General features: G+C 67.1%; 21 protein-coding genes, 2 tRNA genes and 1 pseudogene. 18 read left to right on the top strand and 6 right to left on the bottom strand.

All coding sequences use genetic code 11. The features are described 5' to 3' along the window. Positions 1-99 precede the first annotated feature (99 nt). The gene (clpB, locus tag EZJ19_RS09970) at positions 100-2688 is read left to right on the top strand and encodes an ATP-dependent chaperone ClpB (RefSeq protein WP_131447143.1); all 2589 of its coding nucleotides are present in this window, start codon (positions 100-102) and stop codon (positions 2686-2688) included. A gap of 91 nt (positions 2689-2779) precedes the next feature. On the opposite strand, the gene EZJ19_RS16625 is transcribed toward clpB, so the two are convergent. Further along, complete coding sequence (locus EZJ19_RS16625) at positions 2780-8149, bottom strand: tetratricopeptide repeat protein (RefSeq protein WP_131447141.1); 5370 nt, start codon at positions 8147-8149, stop codon at positions 2780-2782. Positions 8150-8301: 152 nt separating this feature from the next. Here EZJ19_RS16625 and EZJ19_RS09960 point away from each other — a divergent pair. From EZJ19_RS09960 to EZJ19_RS15875, 3 genes and pseudogenes are all read left to right on the top strand, one after another. Further along, positions 8302-8595, top strand: a pseudogene (locus EZJ19_RS09960) (type VI secretion system ATPase TssH); the annotation flags it as partial. Between the two features lie 171 nt (positions 8596-8766). Then, positions 8767-10224, top strand: a complete 1458-nt coding sequence (locus EZJ19_RS09955; RefSeq protein ID WP_131447139.1) for an NAD(P)/FAD-dependent oxidoreductase — start codon at positions 8767-8769, stop codon at positions 10222-10224. 29 nt (positions 10225-10253) lie between these two features. After that, a complete protein-coding gene (locus tag EZJ19_RS15875) occupies positions 10254-10415 on the top strand; it encodes a hypothetical protein (RefSeq protein WP_165873541.1) in 162 nt (53 codons plus the stop codon). Positions 10416-10458: 43 nt separating this feature from the next. On the opposite strand, the gene EZJ19_RS09950 is transcribed toward EZJ19_RS15875, so the two are convergent. After that, positions 10459-11016 carry a hypothetical protein gene (locus tag EZJ19_RS09950; protein WP_131447137.1) on the bottom strand — a complete coding sequence of 186 codons (558 nt, stop codon included), beginning with the start codon at positions 11014-11016 and terminating at the stop codon, positions 10459-10461. A gap of 278 nt (positions 11017-11294) precedes the next feature. Here EZJ19_RS09950 and EZJ19_RS09945 point away from each other — a divergent pair. From EZJ19_RS09945 to EZJ19_RS09880, 14 genes are all read left to right on the top strand, one after another. Further along, positions 11295-11371: transfer RNA gene (locus EZJ19_RS09945), tRNA-Val, on the top strand. Positions 11372-11431: 60 nt separating this feature from the next. Continuing rightward, on the top strand, positions 11432-13336 hold the full coding sequence (gene thrS, locus EZJ19_RS09940) for a threonine--tRNA ligase (protein ID WP_131447135.1): 1905 nt from the start codon (positions 11432-11434) through the stop codon (positions 13334-13336). A gap of 60 nt (positions 13337-13396) precedes the next feature. Next, positions 13397-13924 (top strand): translation initiation factor IF-3, encoded by a 528-nt coding sequence (gene infC, locus EZJ19_RS09935; protein ID WP_131447133.1) that lies wholly within the window; start codon positions 13397-13399, stop codon positions 13922-13924. A gap of 121 nt (positions 13925-14045) precedes the next feature. After that, positions 14046-14243 (top strand): 50S ribosomal protein L35, encoded by a 198-nt coding sequence (gene rpmI / locus EZJ19_RS09930; protein ID WP_131447131.1) that lies wholly within the window; start codon positions 14046-14048, stop codon positions 14241-14243. A gap of 11 nt (positions 14244-14254) precedes the next feature. Continuing rightward, positions 14255-14614: a 50S ribosomal protein L20 gene (gene rplT / locus EZJ19_RS09925; RefSeq protein ID WP_131447129.1), complete on the top strand. Its 360-nt coding sequence runs from the start codon at positions 14255-14257 to the stop codon at positions 14612-14614. 81 nt (positions 14615-14695) lie between these two features. Beyond that, positions 14696-15676, top strand: a complete 981-nt coding sequence (gene pheS / locus EZJ19_RS09920; RefSeq protein WP_131447127.1) for a phenylalanine--tRNA ligase subunit alpha — start codon at positions 14696-14698, stop codon at positions 15674-15676. A 60-nt stretch (positions 15677-15736) separates the two neighbouring features. Continuing rightward, the gene (gene pheT / locus EZJ19_RS09915; RefSeq protein WP_131447125.1) at positions 15737-18103 is read left to right on the top strand and encodes a phenylalanine--tRNA ligase subunit beta; all 2367 of its coding nucleotides are present in this window, start codon (positions 15737-15739) and stop codon (positions 18101-18103) included. 14 nt (positions 18104-18117) lie between these two features. After that, positions 18118-18426, top strand: coding sequence for an integration host factor subunit alpha (locus EZJ19_RS09910; RefSeq protein ID WP_131447123.1), 309 nt, complete (start codon positions 18118-18120; stop codon positions 18424-18426). Further along, positions 18404-18790: a MerR family transcriptional regulator gene (locus tag EZJ19_RS09905; RefSeq protein WP_131447121.1), complete on the top strand. Its 387-nt coding sequence runs from the start codon at positions 18404-18406 to the stop codon at positions 18788-18790. The genes EZJ19_RS09910 and EZJ19_RS09905 overlap by 23 nt, the downstream gene beginning before the upstream one ends. A gap of 71 nt (positions 18791-18861) precedes the next feature. Further along, positions 18862-18938: transfer RNA gene (locus EZJ19_RS09900), tRNA-Pro, on the top strand. 183 nt (positions 18939-19121) lie between these two features. Next, complete coding sequence (locus EZJ19_RS09895; protein ID WP_131447119.1) at positions 19122-19547, top strand: gamma-glutamylcyclotransferase family protein; 426 nt, start codon at positions 19122-19124, stop codon at positions 19545-19547. Between the two features lie 64 nt (positions 19548-19611). Further along, positions 19612-20514, top strand: a complete 903-nt coding sequence (locus EZJ19_RS09890; RefSeq protein ID WP_131447117.1) for an OmpA family protein — start codon at positions 19612-19614, stop codon at positions 20512-20514. Between the two features lie 76 nt (positions 20515-20590). Continuing rightward, on the top strand, positions 20591-21130 hold the full coding sequence (locus EZJ19_RS09885; RefSeq protein WP_206199392.1) for an OmpA family protein: 540 nt from the start codon (positions 20591-20593) through the stop codon (positions 21128-21130). A 51-nt stretch (positions 21131-21181) separates the two neighbouring features. Beyond that, the gene (locus tag EZJ19_RS09880) at positions 21182-21424 is read left to right on the top strand and encodes a DUF3079 domain-containing protein (protein ID WP_131447113.1); all 243 of its coding nucleotides are present in this window, start codon (positions 21182-21184) and stop codon (positions 21422-21424) included. A gap of 28 nt (positions 21425-21452) precedes the next feature. Here EZJ19_RS09880 and EZJ19_RS09875 read toward each other — a convergent pair whose 3' ends face one another. The 4 genes from EZJ19_RS09875 to EZJ19_RS09860 are packed head-to-tail and all read right to left on the bottom strand — an operon-like array spanning position 21453 to position 24575. After that, positions 21453-22079: a DUF2238 domain-containing protein gene (locus EZJ19_RS09875; protein ID WP_131447111.1), complete on the bottom strand. Its 627-nt coding sequence runs from the start codon at positions 22077-22079 to the stop codon at positions 21453-21455. Then, positions 22076-22963 (bottom strand): ribosome small subunit-dependent GTPase A, encoded by an 888-nt coding sequence (gene rsgA / locus EZJ19_RS09870; RefSeq protein ID WP_131447110.1) that lies wholly within the window; start codon positions 22961-22963, stop codon positions 22076-22078. The genes EZJ19_RS09875 and rsgA overlap by 4 nt, the downstream gene beginning before the upstream one ends. 22 nt (positions 22964-22985) lie before the next feature. After that, complete coding sequence (locus tag EZJ19_RS09865; protein WP_131447108.1) at positions 22986-23294, bottom strand: c-type cytochrome; 309 nt, start codon at positions 23292-23294, stop codon at positions 22986-22988. Between the two features lie 18 nt (positions 23295-23312). Beyond that, on the bottom strand, positions 23313-24575 hold the full coding sequence (locus tag EZJ19_RS09860; RefSeq protein WP_131447106.1) for a M48 family metallopeptidase: 1263 nt from the start codon (positions 24573-24575) through the stop codon (positions 23313-23315). Positions 24576-24593 lie beyond the last annotated feature (18 nt).

Here is a 24593-nt window from a genome sequence, read left to right as displayed (position 1 = left end):
CGCGCCGCCGTGCCGGTCCCGGTACGGCGGCCATGATCTACAGTTGAAATTCCCGGCAATCCCCCCATCTCCGGCACAAGTAATTCAACGGAGAAAGCCATGCGCTTCGACAAGCTGACCACGCCGTTCCAGTCCGCCATCCAGGAGGCCCAGAGCCTGGCGGTGGGCAACGACAACCCCTACATCGAGCCGCTGCACGTCCTGGCCGCCCTGATCAACCAGGACGACGGATCGGCCAAGGCCATCCTGCAGCGCGCCGGCGTACGCGTGCCGGCCCTGGTCACCGGCATCCAGCAGGCCCTGGACCGCCTGCCCAAGGTGGAAGGCCACGGCGGCGAGGTCTCCATCTCGCGCGATCTCGATCGCCTGTTCAACCTGACCGACAAGGCCGCCCAGAAGCGCGGCGACGCCTATATCGCCAGCGAGCTGTTCCTGCTCGCCTGCATGGAGGACAAGGGCGAGGCCGGCAAGCTGCTCAAGGAACACGGTGGCACGGCGCAGAACGTGGCCGCCGCGATCGACGCCGTGCGCGGCAGCGAGAACGTCAATTCCCAGGAGGCCGAAGGCCAGCGCCAGGCGCTGTCGAAGTACACCCTGGACCTGACCGAGCGGGCCCGCCAGGGCAAGCTGGACCCGGTGATCGGCCGTGACGACGAGATCCGCCGCGCCATCCAGGTCCTGCAGCGGCGGACCAAGAACAACCCGGTCCTGATCGGCGAGCCGGGCGTGGGTAAGACGGCGATTGTGGAGGGGTTGGCCCAGCGCATCGTCAACGGCGAGGTGCCGGAAACCCTGAAGAACAAGCGCGTCCTGGTCCTCGACATGGCCGGCCTGCTGGCCGGGGCCAAGTACCGGGGCGAATTCGAGGAACGCCTGAAGTCGGTGCTCAAGGAGGTCGCCCAGGACGAGGGCCGCATCATCCTGTTCATCGACGAGATCCATACCATGGTCGGTGCCGGCAAGGCCGAGGGCGCCATGGACGCCGGCAACATGCTCAAGCCGGCCCTGGCGCGCGGCGAGCTGCACTGCATCGGCGCCACCACCCTGGACGAATACCGGAAGTACATCGAGAAGGACGCCGCCCTGGAGCGCCGCTTCCAGAAGGTCCTGGTGGACGAGCCCTCGGTGGAGGACACCATCGCCATCCTGCGCGGCCTGCAGGAGAAGTACGAGGTGCACCACGGCGTCGAGATCACCGACCCGGCCATCGTCGCCGCGGCCGAATTGAGCCATCGCTACATCACCGACCGCTTCCTGCCGGACAAGGCCATCGACCTGATCGACGAGGCCGCGAGCCGGATCAAGATGGAGATCGACTCCAAGCCGGAGTCCATGGACAAGCTCGACCGCCGCCTGATCCAGCTCAAGATCGAGCGCGAGGCGGTGCGCCGGGAGAAGGACGAGGCGTCCATGAAGCGCCTGTCCCTGATCGAGGACGAGATTCGCAAGCTGGAGAAGGAGTACGCGGATCTGGAAGAGATCTGGAAGGCCGAAAAGGCCGTGGTCCAGGGCGGCCAGCACATCAAGGAGGAGATCGACCAGCTGCGTGCCCAGATGGCCGACCTCCAGCGCAAGGGCCTCTACGACAAGGTGGCGGAGATCCAGTACGGCAAGCTGCCGCAACTGGAGGCGCAGCTGAAGCAGGCCGAGGCGGCGGGCGCCGGCAAGCGCGAGTTCAAGCTGCTGCGCAAGGAAGTCGGCGCCGAGGAGATCGCCGAAGTGGTCTCGCGCTCCACCGGCATCCCGGTGTCCAAGCTGATGCAGGGCGAGCGCGACAAGCTGCTGCACATGGAAGAGCGCATCCACAACCGGGTGGTGGGGCAGGACGAGGCGGTGCGCGTGGTCTCCGACGCCATCCGGCGTTCCCGCGCCGGTCTCTCGGATCCCAACCGGCCCTACGGCTCCTTCCTGTTCCTGGGCCCCACCGGTGTCGGCAAGACCGAGCTGTGCAAGGCCCTGGCCGAATTCCTGTTCGACAGCCAGGAACACATCATCCGCCTGGACATGTCCGAGTTCATGGAGAAGCACTCCGTGGCCCGCCTGATTGGCGCGCCTCCCGGCTATGTCGGCTACGAGGAGGGCGGTTACCTGACCGAGGCGGTGCGCCGCAAGCCCTACAGCGTCATCCTCATGGACGAGGTGGAGAAGGCCCACCCGGACGTTTTCAACGTCCTCCTGCAGGTTCTCGACGACGGCCGCCTGACCGACGGCCAGGGCCGCACCGTGGACTTCCGCAACACCGTCGTCGTGATGACCTCCAACCTGGGCAGCCAGATGATCCAGCAGATGGCCGGCGACGACTACCAGGTGGTCAAGCTGGCGGTGATGGCCGAGGTGAAGAACTATTTCCGGCCCGAGTTCATCAACCGGATCGACGAGGTGGTGGTGTTCCACAGCCTGGACGAGCAGCACATCGCCCGCATTGCCCGCATCCAGTTGCAGTACCTGGAAAAGCGTCTGGCCCAGATGGACATGAAGCTGGAGGTCAGCGACGCCGCCCTGGCCGACCTGGCCAAGGCCGGTTTCGACCCGATCTACGGTGCCCGGCCGCTCAAGCGGGCGATCCAGCAGGAGATCGAGAATCCGCTCGCCAAGGAGATCCTGTCCGGCCGCTTCGGCGCCAAGGATGTGATCCGGGTCGATGTGGAGGAGGGGCGCATCGTGTTCGAGAACGTCATTGAGGCCTGAACGCCGTTCCCCTCCCCTTGGGGGGAGGGGCAGGGAGAGGGTGAAGTACCGCCTGGCTCGAACGTTTGACGCAAACGGGCGAGTGCGGACTTTAGCCCTCATCATCACCTTCCTGCCCAAACAGCTCACGCAATTCCTTCTCCGGGTCGCGCCCTAGTGCCCTTGCCGCGCGGCCCAGCGTTCCGATCGCAATGCCCAGGTTGCGCTCGAAGGCCGCCGGCATTTGGCCGTGACACCAGGCATAGATCGCCACGGCCTCGCGGGCGCATGTCAGGGCCTCGGCGCGGGAGTCGGCGTCGCCCTGCTCGGAAAGATGGGCGGCCAGGTTGTTGAGCGACGCGGCGAGACTGGGCCGGTAGGCGGCGGGCTGGGCCTGGGCGAGTTCGCGGCGGATGGCCACGGCCTCGCGGGCGCATGCCAGGGCCTCGGCGCGGGAGTCGGCGTCACCCTGCTCGGAAAGATGGGCGGCCAGGTTGTTGAGCGACGCGGCGAGATTGGGCCGGTAGGCGGCGGGCTGGGCCTGGGCGAGTTCGCGGTAGACGGCCGCGGCCTCGCGGGCGCATGTCAGGGCCTCGGCGCGGGAGTCGGCGTCGCCCTGCTCGGAAAGATGGGCGGCCAGGTTGTTGAGCGACATGGCGAGATTGGGCCGGTAGGCGGCGGGCTGGGCCTGGGCGAGTTCGCGGCGGATGGCCACGGCCTCGCGGGCGCATGCCAGGGCCTCGGCGCGGGAGTCGGCGTCGCCCTGCTCGGAAAGATGGGCGGCCAGGTTGTTGAGCGACATGGCGAGATCGGGCCGGTAGGCGGCGGGCTGGGCCTGGGCGAGTTCGCGGTAGACGGCCGCGGCCTCGCGGGCGCATGCCAGGGCCTCGGCGCGGGAGTCGGCGTCGCCCTGCTCGGAAAGATTGTTGGCCAGATTGTTGAGCGACATGGCGAGATCGGGCCGGTAGGCGGCGGGCTGGGCCTGGGCGAGTTCGCGGCGGATGGCCACGGCCTCGCGGGCGCATGCCAGGGCCTCGGCGCGGGAGTCGGCGTCGCCCTGCTCGGAAAGATGGGCGGCCAGGTTGTTGAGCGACATGGCGAGATCGGGCCGGTAGGCGGCGGGCTGGGCCTGGGCGAGTTCGCGGTAGACGGCCGCGGCCTCGCGGGCGCATGTCAGGGCCTCGGCGCGGGAGTCGGCGTCGCCCTGCTCGGAAAGATTGTTGGCCAGATTGTTGAGCGACATGGCGAGATCGGGCCGGTAGGCGGCGGGCTGGGCCTGGGCGAGTTCGCGGTAGACGGCCGCGGCCTCGCGGGCGCATGTCAGGGCCTCGGCGCGGGAGTCGGCGTCGCCCTGCTCGGAAAGATTGTTGGCCAGATTGTTGAGCGACATGGCGAGATCGGGCCGGTAGGCGGCGGGCTGGGCCTGGGCGAGTTCGCGGTAGACGGCCGCGGCCTCGCGGGCGCATGTCAGGGCCTCGGCGCGGGAGTCGGCGTCGCCCTGCTCGGAAAGATTGTTGGCCAGATTGTTGAGCGACGCGGCGAGATCGGGCCGGTAGGCGGCGGGCTGGGCCTGGGCGAGTTCGCGGCGGATGGCCACGGCCTCGCGGGCGCATGTCAGGGCCTCGGCGCGGGAGTCGGCGTCGCCCTGCTCGGAAAGATTGTTGGCCAGATTGTTGAGCGACATGGCGAGATTGGGCCGGTAGGCGGCGGGCTGGGCCTGGGCGAGTTCGCGGCGGATGGCCACGGCCTCGCGGGCGCATGCCAGGGCCTCGGCGCGGGAGTCGGCGTCGCCCTGCTCGGAAAGATGGGCGGCCAGGTTGTTGAGCGACATGGCGAGATCGGGCCGGTAGGCGGCGGGCTGGGCCTGGGCGAGTTCGCGGTAGACGGCCGCGGCCTCGCGGGCGCATGCCAGGGCCTCGGCGCGGGAGTCGGCGTCGCCCTGCTCGGAAAGATTGTTGGCCAGATTGTTGAGCGACATGGCGAGATCGGGCCGGTAGGCGGCGGGCTGGGCCTGGGCGAGTTCGCGGCGGATGGCCACGGCCTCGCGGGCGCATGCCAGGGCCTCGGCGCGGGAGTCGGCGTCGCCCTGCTCGGAAAGATGGGCGGCCAGGTTGTTGAGCGACATGGCGAGATCGGGCCGGTAGGCGGCGGGCTGGGCCTGGGCGAGTTCGCGGTAGACGGCCGCGGCCTCGCGGGCGCATGTCAGGGCCTCGGCGCGGGAGTCGGCGTCGCCCTGCTCGGAAAGATTGTTGGCCAGATTGTTGAGCGACATGGCGAGATCGGGCCGGTAGGCGGCGGGCTGGGCCTGGGCGAGTTCGCGGCGGATGGCCACGGCCTCGCGGGCGCATGTCAGGGCCTCGGCGCGGGAGTCGGCGTCGCCCTGCTCGGAAAGACGGGCGGCCAGGGTGTTGAGCGACATGGCGAGATCGGGCCGGTAGGCGGCGGGCTGGGCCTGGGCGAGATCGCGGTAGACGGCCGCGGCCTCGCGGGCGCATGTCAGGGCCTCGGCGCGGGAGTCGGCGTCGCCCTGCTCGGAAAGATTGTTGGCCAGGTTGTTGAGCGACATGGCGAGATCGGGCCGGTAGGCGGCGGGCTGGGCCTGGGCGAGATCGCGATAGACGGCCGCGGCCTCGCGGGCGCATGTCAGGGCCTCGGCGCGGGAGTCGGCGTCGCCCAAGTTGCTCAGGCGGTTGGCCAGGTTGTTGAGGATGCCGGCCCGCTTTTCCGGTTTGTCGGTAGCCTCAAGGCGCACGCGTTCCACTTCTACCGAGAGGTTCAGCAGTGGGGTGGAATAGTCCGGCAGGCGCAGTCTGGGGGCGATCCCTGCCTGCATTTCCGGCGACAGTCGCCGCCAGGATGACAGCACGAGCCGACCCAGTGCCGGGCTGCCGCTATGGGCGGCGGCCACCAGCTGCTGGGCGTGGCGCGGCCAGGCCGGGTCGAGGCCTTGGCCCAGGTGGCGGTGCCACAGGGGCTCGGATTCCGGCGGCCATCCGGCCTCGGCGCGCGCGGCGACGCGGCCGATCACCTCCAATGTCCGGCTGGCGAGGGCAGGGTCCTCGGCCAGGGCATTCTCGACCAGCGCCTGGCCGCGCCGGCCGGCTAGGCGTTCCAGGATCAGGGCCTCGGCCAGGGGGTCGGGCTGCAACGGTCCGATAGCCTCGGCCTCGGCCGGATAGGCGCGCGCCAGTCCCGCGACCAGGTCCGGCGCGGCTAAGCCGAGCCCGCTCGTGGCCGCGTGGGTCTGGGCCACGGTGGCGCCTTGCACCAGGGCCAGCCAGGCGAGGGTGTCGGCCCAGTCGTCGTAACCCGCCTCGGGGGCCAGGCGGGATTGGCTCCAGTAGCGCCATTCGCGGCCCAACTGGCTGTTCAGGAGGGCGGTGGCGTGCTCGGGGCGCTCGCCGGCCAGGGTGACCAGCGCCGCCATGTGCAGGTGCAGGGGCCGGGCGTACATCGGTGCGGTGAAGTCGGGCTGGTAGGGGCGTTCCGGGCCAGGGAGACCCCGGGCGGCGGCATAGGCCCGGAGCGCGGCCAGGTAGGTGCGTTCGCGCGCCTCGGTGGCCGTGTTCCAGGGCGGGATCGCCTCCATGCCGGCGTTGGCTGGGCCGGTGAGCAGGGCGGCGACCTCGGGGCTGCCGTAGTGGGGCAGTTCCGGCCACCAGGCCGTGGCGCGGGCGAGCAGGATCAGGCGCAGGGGCGGCAGCCGGTCGATATCGGCGGCCAGCGCCAAGGTGGTGTCGAGCAGGCGCAAAATGGCCTCCTGGCGTCCTTCGGCGTAGTCGATCGCCAGCAGGACAGGCGTGTCGGAGGCGTGTGGCCGGCCCAGCCAGGCGCGCCATTGCGCCTGCCAGTCTTCCGGCAGGTCGCCGCCCAGCCAGAGCGGCTGCCAGCCGCGCGCCCGGGCGCGCCGGAGGCATTCGATGGCCGAGCGGGTCTTGCCCATGCCGCCCGGACCGGTGACCAGGCGCAGGGCGATGCGGGGTGTCGCGGGTGCGGCAGCCCAATCCAGCCAGGCTTCGACCACGGCATCCCGTTCGGGGTCGAAGGGGACGATCTGGTCACGGGCCACCAGCAATGCGGAAGGCGCCTGTCCCAATTCGGGTCGCCAGGGGCGAGGGCGCGGGGGATGCAGGAAGGCGGGCAGGTCGGCGGGCGGTTCCGGCGGCTCGGGGCGCGGCGGCACGGGCTCGGCGCGCGTGTCGGCATCGCAGAGCACAAGGTCGAGATGCCCATTCAGGGCCGACAGGAGGTCGCGTGCGCAACGTGGCCACGTGTAGTCATGGTCGTGGCGCAGGATCGTAGCCAGGGACACGGCATCCTGCTTGCGGTCCAGGATGTGGTCGCCGATATCGAACAGGGCATCGCGCACGGCCTGCACGTCCGCATCGCTGTGGTTCGGTTCCTCGTCGCTCTCCGGCAGGTGGCCTTGAACCGCAACGCTCCGCACGCTCTGGTCGAGGCTGACCTGGCGGTCGCGGAGCAGGCGGTAGACGCCCGACTGCTCGCCGATCACCACCGGTACGGCGCAGGCGATGGCCTCCCAGGCGACCAAGCCGAAGCCCTCGTGCCAGGACGGCATCAGGGCCACGCTGCTGCCGGCGAGATCGCGGAAATAGGCCGCGCGGTCTTCGCCGAAGGGGGCCAGGTCGCAGTTCACGACGCGGCCGCTTGCCTGGCCGAGCAGTGTGCGAACGGGAGCCTGGGCTTCGCCGGGGACGCCGCGCATGCGCAGGGTTGGCGACCTGCGCAGGCGGCTGTTCTTGAACTTCTCCTTGCCGAATGCCTTGGCCAGTGTCGCGCCGTAGGCGCGCACGGCCAGTCCACCTTGCTTGATGCGGTCGTCTTCATTCCCCAGGCGGCCGGCGACGAAGGCGGTGAAGTTGTCGGGCGGTGTGTCACTGATGTCGGGCGGCTCCGGCAGGCCAGGCACGATCATTTCGACCGGACGACTGTGCGGGCCGAGCAGGTCTTCGAGTTGCCCGCACAGCATGGGGCCGACCGCCAGGCACAGATCAGCCTGCGCGAACATGGCCCGTTGCAGTTCGCGTTTGTCGATCGCCTCCAGGCTGCTTCCTTTCTTGTAATCCTGGTAGGCGCCGAAGGCCATGTGGTGGATCAGGACGGTCTTGCTGCCTGGAAATCCGTCGCGCAACTGCAAGGACAATCCGCCACTGACGGTGTCGTGGCCGAGCCATATCCAGCCTTCGCCCGGGGTGTGGTCTGCAAGCCGCTCAATCAGTCCGCTTGCCGTGTCATCGGGAAACGCCTTGCCGTCGATGCCGAGCGAGATCAGTTCCACGCCGCAGTTGCTGGCATCCTCGCGTTCCTCATCGCTGGCGTTCAGGACGACACAGAACAGGTCGTAGTTGCGGCATGGCAGTATGCCCAGCGACTTCACCAGTTCGATGTTGAAGGCATTAACGCCTCCATGCCTCGGACCCCACGCGGTCGCGAGGGAAATGATGGCTGCCTTGCTCGGCATTTATTCCTCGTTCTTGTAAGTGTTTTACTAAGTCTATCCTAGGCGTTGGACCGGGCGGAACGAGGGAAAATACTCCCTTTCCGGCACGCTGCTGTGGCGAGGAGAATGCCGAGGCAAACAAGAGATCCTTGGGCGAACTCATCGACGGCACAGACGAGGTAACGCGACACATCGCGCGCATCCAGTTGCAGTACCTGGAAAAGCGTCTGGCCCAGATGGACATGAAGCTGGAGGTCAGCGACGCCGCCCTGGCCGAGCTGGCCAAGGCCGGTTTCGACCCGATCTACGGTGCCCGGCCGCTCAAGCGGGCGATCCAGCAGGAGATCGAGAATCCGCTCGCCAAGGAGATCCTGTCCGGCCGCTTCGGCGCCAAGGACGTCATCCGGGTCGACGCGGAGGATGGCCGCATCGTCTTCGAGAACGTCATCGACGCCAGCGCGACCTGAGCGTCCGCGGACGTCGACCGGCAAGGCGGGAGGCGTGTCCTCCCGCTTTTTTCGCCTACGCGCGGCGGCTTGCCGGCGGCAATAGCGGCGCGCTATCCGTTTCTGCGTGTCAATTAACAAATAATAAATTTATAATATTCGGATCATTCGCTTCCTTGGAGAAAACCCGAAATGTCTCGAATCGTGATCCTGGGTGCCGGCATCTCAGGCCATACCGTGGCCCGGTACCTGAACAGGATGGTCGGCAAGCAACACGAGATCGTCGTCGTGTCGCCGAACGCCAAGTGGAACTGGATTCCCTCCAACATCTGGGTGGGTGTCGGCCAGATGACCGAGGAAGACGTCACCTTCCCGCTCGCCGAGGTCTACAACCGTATCGGTGTCGACTTCCACCAGGCCAAGGGCGTGTCCATCCACCCCGAAGGCGACGCTGAAACCGCCTCGCCCTACGTCACCGTCGAGTACACCCTGCCGGAGAAGGCCGGCCAGCAGGCCAAGCTGACCTACGATTACCTGGTCAACGCCACCGGTCCGAAGCTGAACTTCGGCGCCACCGAGGGCCTCGGGCCCGAACACGGCCATACCGTGTCGGTCTGCACCGCGTCCCACGCCATCGAGGCGAACGAGAAGCTGCAGGCGGTCGTCGACGCCGTCAAGAAGGGCGAGCACAAGACCCTGGTGATCGGCACCGGCCACGGCATGTGCACCTGCCAGGGCGCCGCCTTCGAATATATCTACAACGTCGACCACATCCTGCGCGAGGCCGGCGTGCGCGACCGTGCCCGCATCATCTGGATCAGCAACGAGTACGAGCTGGGCGATTTCGGCATGGGTGGCGTCAACGTCAAGCGCGGCGGCTACATCGCCAACGGCAAGACCTTCGCCGAGTCCCTGATGGTCGAGCGCGGCATCGAATGGATCATCCGTGCCCACGTCAAGAAGGTCGAGGCGGGCAAGATCCATTACGAGACCCTGGACGGCAGCTTCCACGAACTCGAATTCGACTTCTCCATGCTGATCCCGCCTTTCGCCGGCGTCGGCCTGAAGGCCTACAACAAGGCGGGCGAGGACATCACCGCCCAGGTCTTCCTGCCCAACGGCTTCATGAAGGTCGATGGTGACTACACCGCGCGGCCGTTTGCCGAGTGGAGCGCCGAGGACTGGCCCAAGACCTACCAGAACCCCACCTACGGCAACATGTTCGCGGTCGGCATCGCCTTCGCGCCGCCGCACCTGATCAGCAAGCCGATGCAGAGCGCCAACGGCACCCCGATCAACCCGGCGCCCCCGCGCACCGGAATGCCGTCCGCCGCCATGGCGATCGCCGTCGCCAAGAGCATCCGCGACATGCTGAACGGTGCCGCCAAGCCCACCCACACGGCCTCGATGGCGCGCATGGGCGCGGCCTGCGTGGCGTCGACCGGTTCCCACCTGCTGCGCGGAACGGCGGCCACCATGACCGTCTTCCCGGTGGTGCCCGACTACGACAAGTACCCGGAATACGGCCGCGACCTCGACCTGACCTTCGGTGAGATCGGCCTCGCCGGCCACTGGATGAAGTCCCTGCTGCACTACACCTTCATCTACCAGGCCAAGATGCGGCCGGGCTGGTGGCTGCTGCCGGACTGATACCGTTCAACATTAACCGAGGACCAGATATGACCAAGACCGTCAACAAGGAGCCGTACCAGCAGGCCTATTACGCGCCGACGCCGACCGGCTTCACGCGTTACATGCGCACTTCCTTCCTCTGGCAGGTGTATCGCTTCATCGCCATCAACGTGAAGATGCTCAAGCTGATGGCACGCTCGCACAACTGAGCGCCGTCCGCCGAACGGAAACGGGGGCTTCGTGCCCCCGTTTCTATTTCTGGCCGGCGTTGGCCGGGGCGAAACGGCAGCCGGCCAGGTGTCGCTCGACGCTGACCAATTGCTGAAGGCCGAGCGCCAACCGGTAGGGCAGCAGCCACAAGCGTTCCCCATCCCGCTCGATCGCCGCGATGGCAGACGGCAGGGCGGCCGGGAGCGGCGCCCAACCCAGCGTGAAGCGCAACTCGGTGAAGTCGCCTGGCGCCGTACCGGAGCGGTGCAGCAAGGTCGGGTACGGTGTGCGGTCGGGTACCGGCAGCGGGACCTGGAAGCGGCCCTCGAACGCTTCCCCGGCCCCCAGTTCGCGGCCATAGGGCACTTCCGGGTTCTCATGGTGCAAGCCGTGCGGCAAGGGGAAGACGGCCTGGCTCAGTTCGATCCGGCCAGCGTTCAGGGCGCTGTAGTACCAGCCGGCTGCCAGTTCCCGATTTGCCATCGAGTACAGCCGATCGAAGATCAGGATGCGGGTGTCGGCACGATTGATGCCGCGGTACTCGCATGCCAGCGCATCCTGGCCTTGCCTGACAACGAATGCGAGTTCCACCATCGTCATGTCCTCCTGGTCGCTCGTGAGCCGACGTGCCCGCAGCCGGCGCCGACGGCGGGCGCGATGAGCGGTAAATCGTCCCGCGCGCCGCATGGCATTCGATAGCGACTGTACGTCAGTGCCGACCGCCCGGCGAATCGGCTGCGGTGGCGACTCGCGGCCGGCGGGCCCGGGTTGCGTGGGCCGCGCTCGGGGATGTTCTCGCGGCGCTGAATCTTTTCTTTCGAAACCTGCAAAAAGGGGTTGCCCAGGAAGGACGTCATCTATAGAATGCGCAGCTCTTTAGGCGCGTAGCTCAGTTGGTTAGAGCATCACCTTGACATGGTGGGGGTCGTTGGTTCGAATCCAATCGCGCCTACCAACTATTGCAAAAGCCAGACGCGACGCGTTCTGGCTTTTGTCGTTTCTGGAGTTGGTGGATATGCCCGTAGTGCGACTTCCTGATGGTTCCGAGCGCGGTTTCGATGCGCCGGTGACGGTGGCCCAGGTGGCCGCCAGCATAGGCGCCGGCCTGGCCCGCGCCGCCCTGGCCGGCAAGGTGAATGGCCGCCTGGTGGATACTTCCTTCCTCATCGACACCGACAGCGATCTCGCCATCGTCACCGACAAGGATGCCGAGGGCGTCGACCTGATCCGCCATTCCACCGCCCACCTGCTCGCCTATGCCGTCAAGGAACTGTTCCCCGAGGCCCAGGTGACCATCGGTCCGGTGATCGAGGAGGGTTTCTACTACGACTTCGCCTTCAAGCGCCCCTTCACGCCGGAGGACCTGGCCGCCATCGAGAAGCGCATGGCGGAACTGGCCAAGCGCGACATTCCGGTCAGCCGCGAGGAATGGGACCGCGACGAAGCGGTGAAATTCTTCGAGTCCATCGGCGAGAAGTACAAGGCCGAACTGATCGCCGCCATCCCGGCCGGGCAGACCATCTCTCTGTATCGCGAGGGCGACTTCGTCGACCTCTGCCGCGGCCCGCACGTGCCCTCGACCGGCAAGCTCAAGGCCTTCAAGCTCATGAAGGTGGCCGGCGCCTACTGGCGCGGCGATTCGAAGAACGAGATGCTGCAGCGCATCTACGGCACCGCCTGGGCGAACAAGGACGATCTCGCCGCCTACCTGCATCGCCTGGAAGAGGCCGAGAAGCGCGACCACCGCAAGCTGGGCCAGCAATTGGACCTGTTCCACTTCCAGGACAACGCCCCGGGCTCGGTGTTCTGGCACGCCAAGGGCTGGAGCCTGTTCCAGGACCTGATCGCCTACATGCGCCGGCGCCAGACCGAGGCCGGCTACGAAGAGGTCAACACCCCGGATGTGATGGACCGCAGCCTGTGGGAACAGTCCGGCCACTGGTTCAACTACCGCGAACACATGTTCACCACCCAGACCGAGGACGACCGGGTGTTCGCGCTGAAGCCGATGAACTGCCCGGGTGCCATGTCCATGTTCGCCCAGGGCATCAAGAGCTACCGCGACCTGCCCATCCGCATGGCCGAGTTCGGCAAGGTGCACCGCTACGAGCCGTCGGGCGCGCTGCACGGTTTGCTGCGGGTGCGCCACTTCACCCAGGACGACGCCCACATCTTCTGCACCGAGGACCAGATGGAGCAGGAGTGCAAGGACGTGGTCGCCCTGATCCTCGACATCTACAAGGACTTCGGCTTCGATAACGTGCGCATCAAGCTGTCCACCCGGCCGGACAACCGGATCGGTTCCGACGAGACCTGGGACAAGCTGGAAGGGGCTCTGGCGGCCGCCCTGGACCACATGGGCATGCCCTATACCCTGTTCCCTGGCGAAGGGGCCTTCTACGGCCCCAAGTTGGAGTTCGTCCTGCGCGACACCATCGGCCGGGATTGGCAGTGCGGCACCCTGCAGGTGGACATGAGCCTGCCGGAGCGCTTCGACCTGACCTACGTCGCCGAGGACAACACCCGCCGGCGCCCGGTCATGCTGCACCGTGCCCTGTTCGGTTCCCTGGAGCGTTTCACCGGCATCCTGATCGAGCACTACGCCGGCAACTTCCCGCTCTGGCTGTCTCCGGTGCAGGCCGTGGTGATGTGTATCACCGACAATCAGGCCGAGTATGCCGCCCAGGTCACGGAAGCCCTTAAAAAACAAGGCTTCAGGGTGCAATCCGACTTGAGAAGCGAGAAGATTACCTATAAAATCCGCGACCACTCCATGAAACGGGTGCCTTATCAGCTGATCGTCGGCGACAAGGAACGCGCGGAGGGCAAGGTGGCCGTACGCGCCCGGGGCGGTGAAGACCTCGGGCAGATGAGCCTGGATGAGTTCATCGACCGCATGCAAGGGGAAATTGGCGGTTGACCGGGCAGCAGCGGCTGAACGGGGAGCGGATATCCGCTCCCTAATGTTTTTGAAAGGGGTCTGAGCATCGCACTCGACAAGGAACTGAGGATCAACGGCGAAATCGACGCGCCGCAGGTCCGTTTGGTAGCGGAGGACGGCGAGCAGTTGGGCGTCGTCGGCATTCGTGAGGCAATGGCCAAGGCGGAAGACGCCGAGCGGGATCTGGTGGAGATCGCTCCCCAGGCTCAGCCCCCGGTCTGCAAGATCATGGACTATGGCAAGTTCAAGTACCATGAGCAGAAGAAGCAGCACGAGGCCAAGCTCAAGCAGAAGCAGATTCAGGTCAAGGAGATCAAGTTCCGGCCCCGTACCGACGAGGCGGACTACCAGGTCAAGTTGAAGAGCCTGATCCGCTTCCTGACCGAAGGCGACAAGACCAAGATCACCCTGCGGTTCCGGGGTCGCGAGATGGCTCACCAGGAGTTCGGTCTCGAATTGTTGAGGCGTGTGGAACAGGACCTGCTGGAACACGGCGTGGTCGAGCAGTTTCCCAAGCTGGAAGGCCGCCAGATGGTCATGGTGCTGGCGCCCAAGAAGAAGAAGTAGGACGGGTTTCGCAGTAAAGCGGCGGGCGTTGCCGCTGATATCAACGCCGAACACGTGCCTGAAAGGTCGACAAGCGCTCCCGTCGGGAGACACCTCAAGGCATCGAAAAACGGAGCAACTCATGCCCAAGATGAAGACCAAGAGCGGGGCCGCCAAGCGCTTCCGCGTTCGTGGCAGCGGCAGCGTCAAGCGTTCGCACGCCTACCTGCGCCACATCCTCACCAAGAAGACCACCAAGCGCAAGCGCAACCTGCGTGGCATGGAAACCATCGACGCGACGAATATGGGTCATATTCGCGCCATGATGCCCTACGCGTAAGGAGATAGAAGATGCCCCGAGTCAAACGTGGTGTAACCGCTCGCGCCAGCCACAAGAAGGTCCTCGACGCCGCCAAGGGTTTCCGTGGCCGTCGCAGCAACGTCTTCCGGATCGCCAACGAAGCGGTCATGAAGGCCGGTCAGTATGCCTACCGTGACCGCCGTCAGAAGAAGCGCCAGTTCCGTCAGCTGTGGATCACCCGTATCAACGCCGCCGCGCGTGGTCTGGGCCTGACCTACAGCCAGTTCATGAACGGCCTCAAGAAGGCGGCCATCGACATCGACCGCAAGGTCCTCGCCGACATGGCCGTGTTCGACCAGGCCGCCTTCGCCAAGGTGGCGGAACAGGCCAAGGCCAGTCTGGGCGCCTGATAGCGCACCAGCCGCGGGCGTGAATCGCCTGAGAAGGGAGGCCGAACAGCCTCCCTTTGCATTTATGGATCGGGTTTCAGCATGAATCTTGAAGACATCCTCGACGCCGCCGGGCGCGATTTCGCCGACGCGGCCACGCTGCCGGCCCTGGAACAGGCCAAGGCCCGGTTCCTGGGCAAGAGCGGCGCCATCACCGAACAGATGAAGGGCCTCGGCAAACTCGGGCCCGACCAGCGCAAAGAGGCGGGCGCCCGCATCAACCAGGTCAAGGACGCGGTCGAGGCGCTCCTCCGGGAGCGTCGCGAGGCCATCCAGGCGGACGAACTGAACCGGCAACTGGCCGCCGAGTCGCTCGACGTGACGCTGCCGGGGCGCGGTAGCGGGCAGGGTGGGGCACACCCGATCAGCCTGACCCTCAAGCGCATCGAACAGTTGTTCGCCTCGATCGGCTTTGCCATCGCCGACGGCCCGGAAATCGAAACCGATTTCTACAACTTCACGGCCCTGAACATCCCGGACAACCATCCCGCCCGGGCCATGCACGACACCTTCTACCTGGGCGACGGCACCTTGTTGCGCACCCACACCTCGCCGGTCCAGGTGCGTTACATGGAGCAGCGCAAGCCGCCCATCAAGATCATCTCCCCCGGGCGCGTCTACCGGGTCGACTCCGACGCCACCCACTCGCCCATGTTCCACCAGGTCGAAGGCCTGTGGGTGGACGACAACATCAGCTTCGCCAACCTCAAGGGCGTCGTGCAGGACTTCCTGCAGCGTTTCTTCGAGCGCGACGACCTCCAGGTCCGCTTCCGGCCCTCGTTCTTCCCGTTCACCGAGCCGTCCGCCGAGATGGACATGAGCTGGGGCGACGGCTGGCTGGAGATCGGCGGCTGCGGCATGGTGCATCCGAACGTGCTCGGCCACGTCGGCATCGACGCCGAATCCTGGCAGGGCTTCGCCTTCGGTCTCGGGGTCGAGCGCCTGGCCATGTTGCGCTATGGCGTCGACGACCTCAGGTTGTTCTTCGAGAACGACCTGCGTTTCCTGAAGCAATTTTCCTGACCACGTTCCCGGCCGGCGCCCGCGACGGCGCGCCGGCCAAGCACGTTCGAGGTAACTGACATGCAATTCTCGGAAGCCTGGCTGCGCAGCCTCGTCAATCCCAAGCTGGATACCGGCCAGCTCTGCCACCTGATGACCATGGCCGGTCTCGAGGTCGAGGACGCGGTCGCGGTGGCGCCGGCCTTCAGCCACGTGGTCGTGGCGGAGATACTCAGCGCCGACAAGCACCCCAACGCCGACCGCCTGCAGGTATGCACGGTCGATGCCGGCGGCGACCAGCCGCTGCAGGTCGTGTGCGGCGCGCCCAACGCCCGGGCCGGCCTGAAGACGGTCTGCGCCACGGTGGGCGCGGAGCTGCCCAACGATTTCAAGATCAAGCAGGCGAAGGTGCGCGGCGTCGAGTCCTTCGGCATGCTCTGCTCGGCGAAGGAGCTGGCGCTCAGCGATGCCGCCGAAGGCATCATGGAACTGCCGGCCGACGCGCCGGTGGGCCAGCCGCTGCGCCAATACCTGGACCTGGACGACCAGCTCATCACCATCAAGATGACGCCCAATCGGGGCGACTGCCTGTCCATCCGCGGCATCGCCCGCGAGGTGGCGGCGATCTCCGGCAGCGCGGTCCATCCGGTCGACTGCAGCCCGGTCGCCGTTGACGCCGAGGCGGCTGTGCCGGCCGTCGCGGTCGCCATCGAGGCGCCGGCGGGCTGCCCCATCTACTGCGGCCGCCTGGTACGCGGCATCGACCCCGCGGCGAAAACGCCGGACTGGATGGTGCGGCGCCTGCAGCGCGGCGGCGTCCGGGCCATCCACCCGGTCGTCGACGTGACCAACTACGTCATGCTGGAACTGGGCGAGCCCATGCACGCCTTCGACATCGCCAAGGTCGCCGGTGGCATCCGGGTGCGCGCCGCCCAGCCGGGTGAGAAGCTGGCCCTGCTCAACGAGCAGACCGTGGAGATCAAGGAAGGCACCCTGGTGATCGCCGACGACCGGGCCGCACTCGCCCTGGCCGGCATCATGGGGGGCGCCGCCAGCGCGGTGTCCGACACCACCGTCGACATCTTCCTGGAAGCGGCCCATTTCACCCCCGATGCCCTGGCCGGGCGCGCCCGCGCCTACGGTCTCGCCACCGACTCCTCGCACCGCTTCGAACGCGGCGTCGATCCGGCCCTGCCGGCCCTCGCCATCGAACGGGCCACGCGCCTGATCGTCGACATCTGCGGCGGCCAGGCGGGCCCGGTCACCGTCGCCGGTGGCGAACCCGCGCAGGCGCCGAGCATCGAGTTCCGCCCGGCGCGGGCGCGCCGGCTGCTCGGCATGGACGTCACGGAAGCGGAGATGTGCGCCACCTTCGTGCGCCTCGGTCTCGATCTCGAAGCCGAAGGGCACGACTGGCAGGTCAGCGTGCCGTCCTACCGCTTCGACCTCGCCACCGAGGTCGACCTGATCGAGGAGATCGCCCGCATCAAGGGCTACGACAACCTGCCCGCCGTCCTCCCGGTCGCGGTGGCCGGCATGCCGGCTCAGCCGGAAGGCCAGCGCGGCCGCGTGGAAATCCGCCAGCGCCTGATGGACCTAGGTTATCAGGAGGTCATCACCTACAGCTTCATCGATGCCAAACAGCAGGCCATGGTGGCACCGGGCGAGGCCCAGATCGAGCTGGTCAATCCGATCGCCAGCCAGATGGGCGTCATGCGCGGCAGCCTGATGCCGGGCCTGCTCGCCACCCTGCGCCACAACCTGAACCACGGCCAGGACCGCATCCGCCTGTTCGAGCTCGGCCGCTGCTTCCTGGGCACCGGTGCCGACGCCCAGCCGCTGCGCCTGGGTGGCCTGGCCTACGGTCCGGCACATCCGGAACAGTGGGGCGAGGCCGCGCGCGCGGTCGATTTCTTCGACGTCAAGGGCGACCTCGAGGTGATCCTGAATCCGGCCGCCGGGGAGTTCGCCAAGGGCGAGCATCCCGCCTTGCACCCGGGCCAATCCGCCCGCGTGGCGCTGGACGGCCGGCCGGCCGGCTGGCTGGGTGCGCTGCACCCGCGCCTGGTCCAGCAGCTCAACCTGAGCCGCGCGCCCATCCTGTTCGAATTCGACTGGGACATCCTGGCGGCCCGCCCGTTGCCGAACTATCGCACCGTCTCCCGCTTCCCCGCCGTGCGCCGTGACATCGCCGTGGTGGTCGACGCGGGCCTCGCCGTGGGCGCCATCCTGGCCGCCGTGCAGACGGCCTTGCCGGCCCTGGTGACAGAAATCGCGCTCTTCGACGTATACCAGGGGAAGGGTGTTCCGGACGGAAAAAAGAGCCTTGCTTTCAAAATGTTATTGCAAGATACTGAGAAAACGCTTACGGATGTCGAGATCGAGAAGACGGTCTCGGAAGTATTGGCATACCTGGCCGAACGGTTCGGCGCCACGCTACGCAGCTAGGATTCGATCACGACATGACAACCCTGACCAAAGCAGAACTTGCCGATCTACTGTTCGACCAGGTTGGCCTGAACAAGCGCGAGGCCAAGGAGATGGTGGAGAACTTTTTCGAGGAGATCCGTTTCGCCCTCGAGCGTGGCGATAGCGTGAAGTTGTCCGGCTTCGGCAACTTCCAGTTGCGGGAGAAGCCGCAGCGCCCGGGCCGCAACCCGAAGACCGGCGAGGAGATGCCGATCTCGGCCCGGCGCGTGGTCACCTTCCACGCCAGTCAGAAACTGAAGGCCTTGGTGGAATTGGTCCATGTCGGAACAACCGGCGAATAGTGAACTTCCGCCCATCCCGACCAAGCGTTACTTCACGATCGGTGAGGTGAGCGAGCTCTGTGCGGTAAAACCGCATGTCCTGAGGTACTGGGAGCAGGAGTTCAGCCAGCTCAAGCCGGTCAAGCGACGCGGCAACCGGCGCTACTACCAGCACCACGAGGTGATGCTGATCCGCCGCATACGCTCCCTGCTGTACGAAGAGGGCTTCACCATCACCGGGGCCCGCAACCGCCTGCTCCAGGAGGGCGCGGGCGATGCCCATGCGGCGGCCGGCACGGAGCCTGCCGCCGAACCGGCGCCGGCCATCGACTTGGCCGAGCTGAAGCGCGAGATCGGCGCCCTCATCGAATTGCTGAAATCCTGATCGTGTGCCACGAGAAGGGGCGTTTTATCCTTTCCTTTTTGTCCGCCATGTCGATATAATGCGCGGCTCGTCGGGGCGTAGCGCAGCCTGGTAGCGCACCTGCATGGGGTGCAGGGGGTCGGAAGTTCGAATCTTCTCGCCCCGACCATATTCGACGCGGTTACCAGGGACCGCAAAGCTAGAGTAAAAACTCTCATATGAAAGCCAAGTGTTTGCCGCACTTGGCTTTTTTGTTTTTCGGCCGGCGCCCGTCGTGGTCGCCGTCTGCACAGCCGGCAGCGCGGCAGGCATACTGTAGGCTGACAAACCTGCTGGGCCACGCCGCCATACCATGACCGATTGCTGTTTCACCTACGGTTCCCTGATGTGCACGGACATCATGGCGCACGTCGCCGGTGCGGCCTTGACCGGCGAGGCGGCCAGCCTGGCCGGTTACAGCCGCCATCCGGTTGCGGAGGAAGACTACCCGGGAATCGTTGCCGATCCGGGCGGCTGCGTCGAGGGGGTGCTTTACCGGGGCGTCGACGCGGCCGGGCTGGTTCGCCTGGATGCCTTCGAGGGCGAGATGTACGAACGGCGCCAGGTGCGGATCGAACTGGCGTCCGGGACGACGGTCACGGCATGGTGCTACGTGTTCGGCGAGCCGTATCGACACCTGTTGCAGCCCGGCGAATGGAGTTTCGAGACCTTTCTTGCGGCCGGCAAGAGCCGCTTCCAGGCGCGCTACATGGGGTTCGCGGCGCTGCCGCCGGCCTAGACGTGTATTTTGTCCGGACGCCGCGTCAGTCGCCGGCCGGCACGATCTTTCAGAGGAGGAAGCTATGTCCCAACGAACGAACGGGCTCGTCGCCCTGGTCGCCCTGTTGCAGGCCGGCTGTGCCAGCCAGGGTGCGCTGACCGAGCAGTCCCAGTCCCTGCAGGGCAGGCTGGACCGCCTGGAGCAGGCGGTCAGGACGTCGGACGAGCGGAGCCAGGCCCGCTATGCCGCACTCGAACGCGAACTCGCCGGTCTCCAGGCCTCGGTCCATGGCCTGGATGCGCGTGCCGTGCAAACCGAGGCGGCTTTGACCGAACTCCGCGCGGGCAGCGCGGCAAGCGACCAGGCCAGCGGGCAGGTCCGCGACCAGATCGGGGCGGCGGCGGCCGCGAATGCCCGGCGCCTGACCGAGTTGTCGGCACGCCTGGACAACGCCACGGCGCAATCGGCGGCCGGCCGGTCCGGCCTGGCGGCGCGTCTGGACCAGTTGGAGGCGGCCCGCGGTGCCTCCGGGGAGCAGAACCAGCGGCTTGCCGGGCTCGAACGCCGCGTGGACGAACTTGCCGGTGCGGTACGCGATGCCGAGGCACAGGCGCGCCAGGAGCAGATCCGCCTGAACGGCAAGGAAGCCTTCACCGTGGTGCTGACCGAGGACAGGACCTTGTATCCGATCAACTCGCCGGAACTGGGCCGCCAGGACGTCGGCAAGCTGGATGACCTGGTCGCCCGGCTGGGCCAGCTGGGTCAGGATTATCACTTGGAAATTCAGGGCCATACCGACAACATCGGGACCGAGGATTACAACTACGAACTGGGCAAGGCACGCGCGGACGTGGTCAAGCGCTACCTGCACGAGCGCAAGGCGATCCCGCTCAGCCAGATGTCGGTGATCTCCTTCGGCGCCGCCACCCCGGTCGACGCCCACCGCAACCGGCGCATCCTGATCCGGGTGCTGGTGCTGAAATGAGGCTGTCGATCGCCGTCGGTCTGGACTATTAATGAATAGCTTCGGCCGATCCCAGGCGGCCGCTCCGGAGGTGGATATGACAGCGCGTTTCCCGCTCGTGACGGCCTTGCTCGCCGCCGTCCTGGCCGGCTGTGCCAGCCAGCCACCGGGACAGGACGCCGCCCTGTTCGACCGCGTCGGCGCCCTCGAACGCCAGGTCGCCGCGTTGTCCGAGCAGATGAAGGAGGCCCTGGCCTTTGCCCGCCAGGACAACCTGCGCGTGGACGGCCGGGAGGCGTTCGTGGTCCGCCTGAGCGGCGACGGTGCCCTGTATCCGCTCAACGCGGCCGAGCCGGCCGGTGCCGACATCGAACGCCTGGACGACCTGGTGCGGCACCTGGCCGATGTCGGGCCCACTTACCACCTCGAGGTCCAGGGCCATGCCGACAACATCGGGCCGGACGATTACAACTACGCACTGGCCAAGGCGCGTGCCGAGGCGGTCGTGCGCTATCTGCACGAGCGCAAGGGCATCCCGCTGAGCCGCATGTCGGTGATTTCCTACGGTGCCGGCGAGGCCGGGCGCGATGCCAAGGGCAACGGCCGCATCGTCATCCGGGTCCTGGTGCCGAAGTGAACTCGACGGCGCGCCCGGTGTCGATGGAGATATGTGTAAGGTAGCCTGAAGATGGCCAAGAAGTTTCCCCTCCACCCCAAGCATCCCGAGCGCATCTGCTGGGGCTGCGACAAGTACTGCGCCGCCGACGCCATGATCTGCGGCAACGGTTCCAGTCGCACCGAGCATCCGGCCGAATTGTTCGGCGACGACTGGTACGAGTGGGGCGACTGGGAGGTGCCCGAGCGGGCGCCCGAGGCCCAGGCCGCGGAAGCCGATCCGCACACCGAGGAACCGGCCGACGCGACCTCCTGACCGCCGGCCCGGAAGTCGGGCCGTTGGCTCAGGAGGTGGTTTCCTTCCAGCCCAATGCGGCCATGGCGCGGTCGTGGCGCCGGGCCAGCAGGAGCATCCCGGTGCTGGCGCCGATCAGGGCCAGGAACATGTCGGACTGGGTGTCCCACTGGTCGCCCTGGGTACCGAGGAATTCATCGGCACCCTGGCCCATGGCCAGGGCCGCCCACCACTCCACGAGTTCGTAACAGGCGCTCACCGCCATGGCCACGCACACGGCCAGGAAACCGGCCATGCGGCGCCCGCTCACATAACCGCCGCGGAGCAATATCTCCCGCGCCGCCAGCGCCGGCACGAGACCCTGCATGAAATGACCGATCTTGTCGTACGGGTTGCGCGCCAGGTCGAACAGGTCCTGCAGCCAGAAGCCGAGCGGTACCCGGGCATAGGTGCAGGCGCCGCCCCAGATCAGCACCAGGGCGTGCACGGCGATCAGCACGTAGAGCATGTTGGTGAGCGGGAAGCGCCGGTAGGTGGCGAACAGCACCGGTGCGACGATCAGGGCCGGCATGACCTCCATCAGCCAGGTGATGCGGTCGTAGGGCGCGACGCCGGAAACCGTCAGGACCGCCAGGACGGCCGCGGCGAGCAGGATGAGTGGGCTCGTACGGGTCATCGGTAGTCCTTGGCCGCCTTGTCCAGTTCCCGGCACAGGGCTTCGTAGCTGCGCCAGCGTGCGCGCGCCACGGCGCCGGTTTCGACGGCGGCCAGCACGGCGCAGCCGGGTTCGCGCAGATGGCGGCAATTGTAGAAGCGGCACTGGCCGGCCAGGGGGCGAAACTCCGGAAAGGCCGCCTGCAGGTCGGCCTGGTCGAGGTGGCCGAGGGCGAATTCCTGCATGCCCGGGGAGTCGATCAGGGCGCCACCCTCGGGCAGGTGGTAGAGGCGGGTGTGGGTGGTGGTGTGTTTGCCGGTGTCGAGCGCCTCGGAGATGTCCTGGGTGGCGATCTCCGCCTCCGGGACCAGGGCGTTGACCAGGGTGCTCTTGCCCACCCCGGAGGCACCCACCAAAATCGAGGTCCTACCGGCCAGCCAGCCGGCCAGCGGGGCGACGTCGGTCTTGGCGGCGAGCGGGATGAGCGGGTAGCCGAGCGCCGCGTAGGTCTGCAGGCGTTCGAGCCAGGGGGCGGTTTCCGGCCGGTCGGTCTTGTTGACGACGATGCGGGCCGGGATCCCCGCCGCCTCGCAGGCGACCAGGCAGCGGTCGAGCAGACCGGGGTCGGGACTGGGCACCGCGGCGGTGACCACGAACACCTGGTCGACGTTGGCCGCCAGGAGCTTGGTGTGGAAGCGGTCGGAACGATAGAGCAGGTTGTCGCGCGGGAGGTTCTTCTCGATCACCGCAGCGTCGACGCCGGTCGGCTTGATCTCGACCCGGTCGCCGCAGGCCAGGCCGCCTTTCTTGCCGCGTGTGACGCAGTCGTAACGGCCAGCCCCGGTTTCGACCAGGAAATGGCGGCCGTGCACGGCCACCACTCGGCCGGCCAGGCGCCCGGTCATGCCGTCCCGCCCGCGCCGGGGCTCACTTGAACTTGTACCAAGTCTTGTTCAGGTAGGCGCCGATGTTGGCCTCGTCCTCGGGGAACAGGTCGTTGCCCAGGTTGGCGTTGCAGGTGGTGATCTGCTGGGCGAGTGCCGAGGCGCTCTTCACCCGGCGCTCGGCACGGGTGTAGATCTTCGAGCCGTCGCCGCCGAAGCGGCTGGCGTGGCAGGCGACGCAGCGCTTGTCGTGCAAAGCCTTGCCGGCCTTGGCGTCGGCGTTCGCGAACGGCGCGGCCTGGCCGGCCACGGACCACAACAGAAACAGCAGGGCGGGGACGATCCGGTTCATGGCATGACTCCTCTACTCTCAGGTATGCAGCGCGTTTGCTGTGCCCAGGGCCTGCAGGCGGGCGATCCGCTCGCTGGCCTTGGGGTGGCTGTCGTAGAACAGAGAATAGACCGGATCGGGGGTCAGTGTCGCGGCGTTGTCGCGGTACAGGGCCACGAGTGCGGCGATCAGGTCGCTGGCCCGGCTGTAGCGGGCCGCGAAGGCGTCGGCCTCGAACTCGTGCTTGCGCGAGTACAGGCTCATGAGCGGCGTCACGGGAAACAGGAACACCGGCAGGACCAGGAAGAACAGGGCCAGGGCCGTGGCGTCCGTCTGCGTGGTCACGCTGAGGCCGGCGTAGAACCAGCCGGCCTGCTTGAGCCGGGCCAGGAGGAGGAGCAGGGCCAGGCTGGCCAGGAACATGAAGGCGATGCGCTTGACCACGTGGCGGCGCTTGTAATGGCCCAGTTCGTGGGCCAGGACGGCTTCCGTCTGGGCGGGGTCCAGCTGGCCCAGCAGGGTGTCGAAGAAGACGATGCGCTTGGACTTGCCGAGGCCGGTGAAATAGGCGTTGCCATGGCTTGAGCGCTTGGAACCGTCCATCACGAAGACGCCCTGGCTGCGGAAGCCGGTACGCGCCAGGAGGCCGTCGATGCGTGCCTTCAGGCCGGCATCCTCGAGCGGCTGGAACTTGTTGAACAAGGGCGCGATGAAGGTCGGGTAGACGGCCAGGACGAGCAGGTTGAAGGCCACCCAGGCCAGCCACACCCAAAGCCACCACAGGTCGCCCATGGCCGCCATGAGCCAGAGCACGAGGAGCAGCAGGGGCACGCCCAGGATCAGGCCGATGGCCGCCTGCTTGGCCAGGTCGCCGAGAAAGCCCAACAGGCTCTGGCGGTTGAAGCCGAAGCGCGCCTCGATGCCGAACTGGCGGTACAGGGACAGGGGCAGTTCCGCCAGCGAACTGAGCACCGACAAGCCGACCAGGAGCAGGGCGCCCTGCCAGAGCGGCGCCTCGACCAGGCCGGCGACCCGGTCCTGCAGCCACTGCAGGCCGCCGCCGAGGGTGAAGAAGAGCAGCAGGGCGCCCTCCAGGACCAGGTGGGGAATGGACAGGCGGGTCTTGGCCAGGGTGTAGTCGGCGGCCTTGCGGTGCGCCTCGGGGCCGATGCGGTCGGCGAAGGCGGCCGGCGGCGCGTCGCGGTGCACGTAGACGTGGCGCATCTGGCGCAGAGCCAGCCAGAGCTTGAGGCCGTAGGCCAGGATGAAAGCGGCGAGAAAGACGTTGTGGAAGGGGGGCATGGTTCGGGTTCGGGGCCG

This window comes from Parasulfuritortus cantonensis, assembly GCF_004337445.1.
GTDB classification, from domain to species: domain Bacteria; phylum Pseudomonadota; class Gammaproteobacteria; order Burkholderiales; family Thiobacillaceae; genus Parasulfuritortus; species Parasulfuritortus cantonensis.
This window is presented reverse-complemented; position numbering and strand designations above follow the sequence as displayed.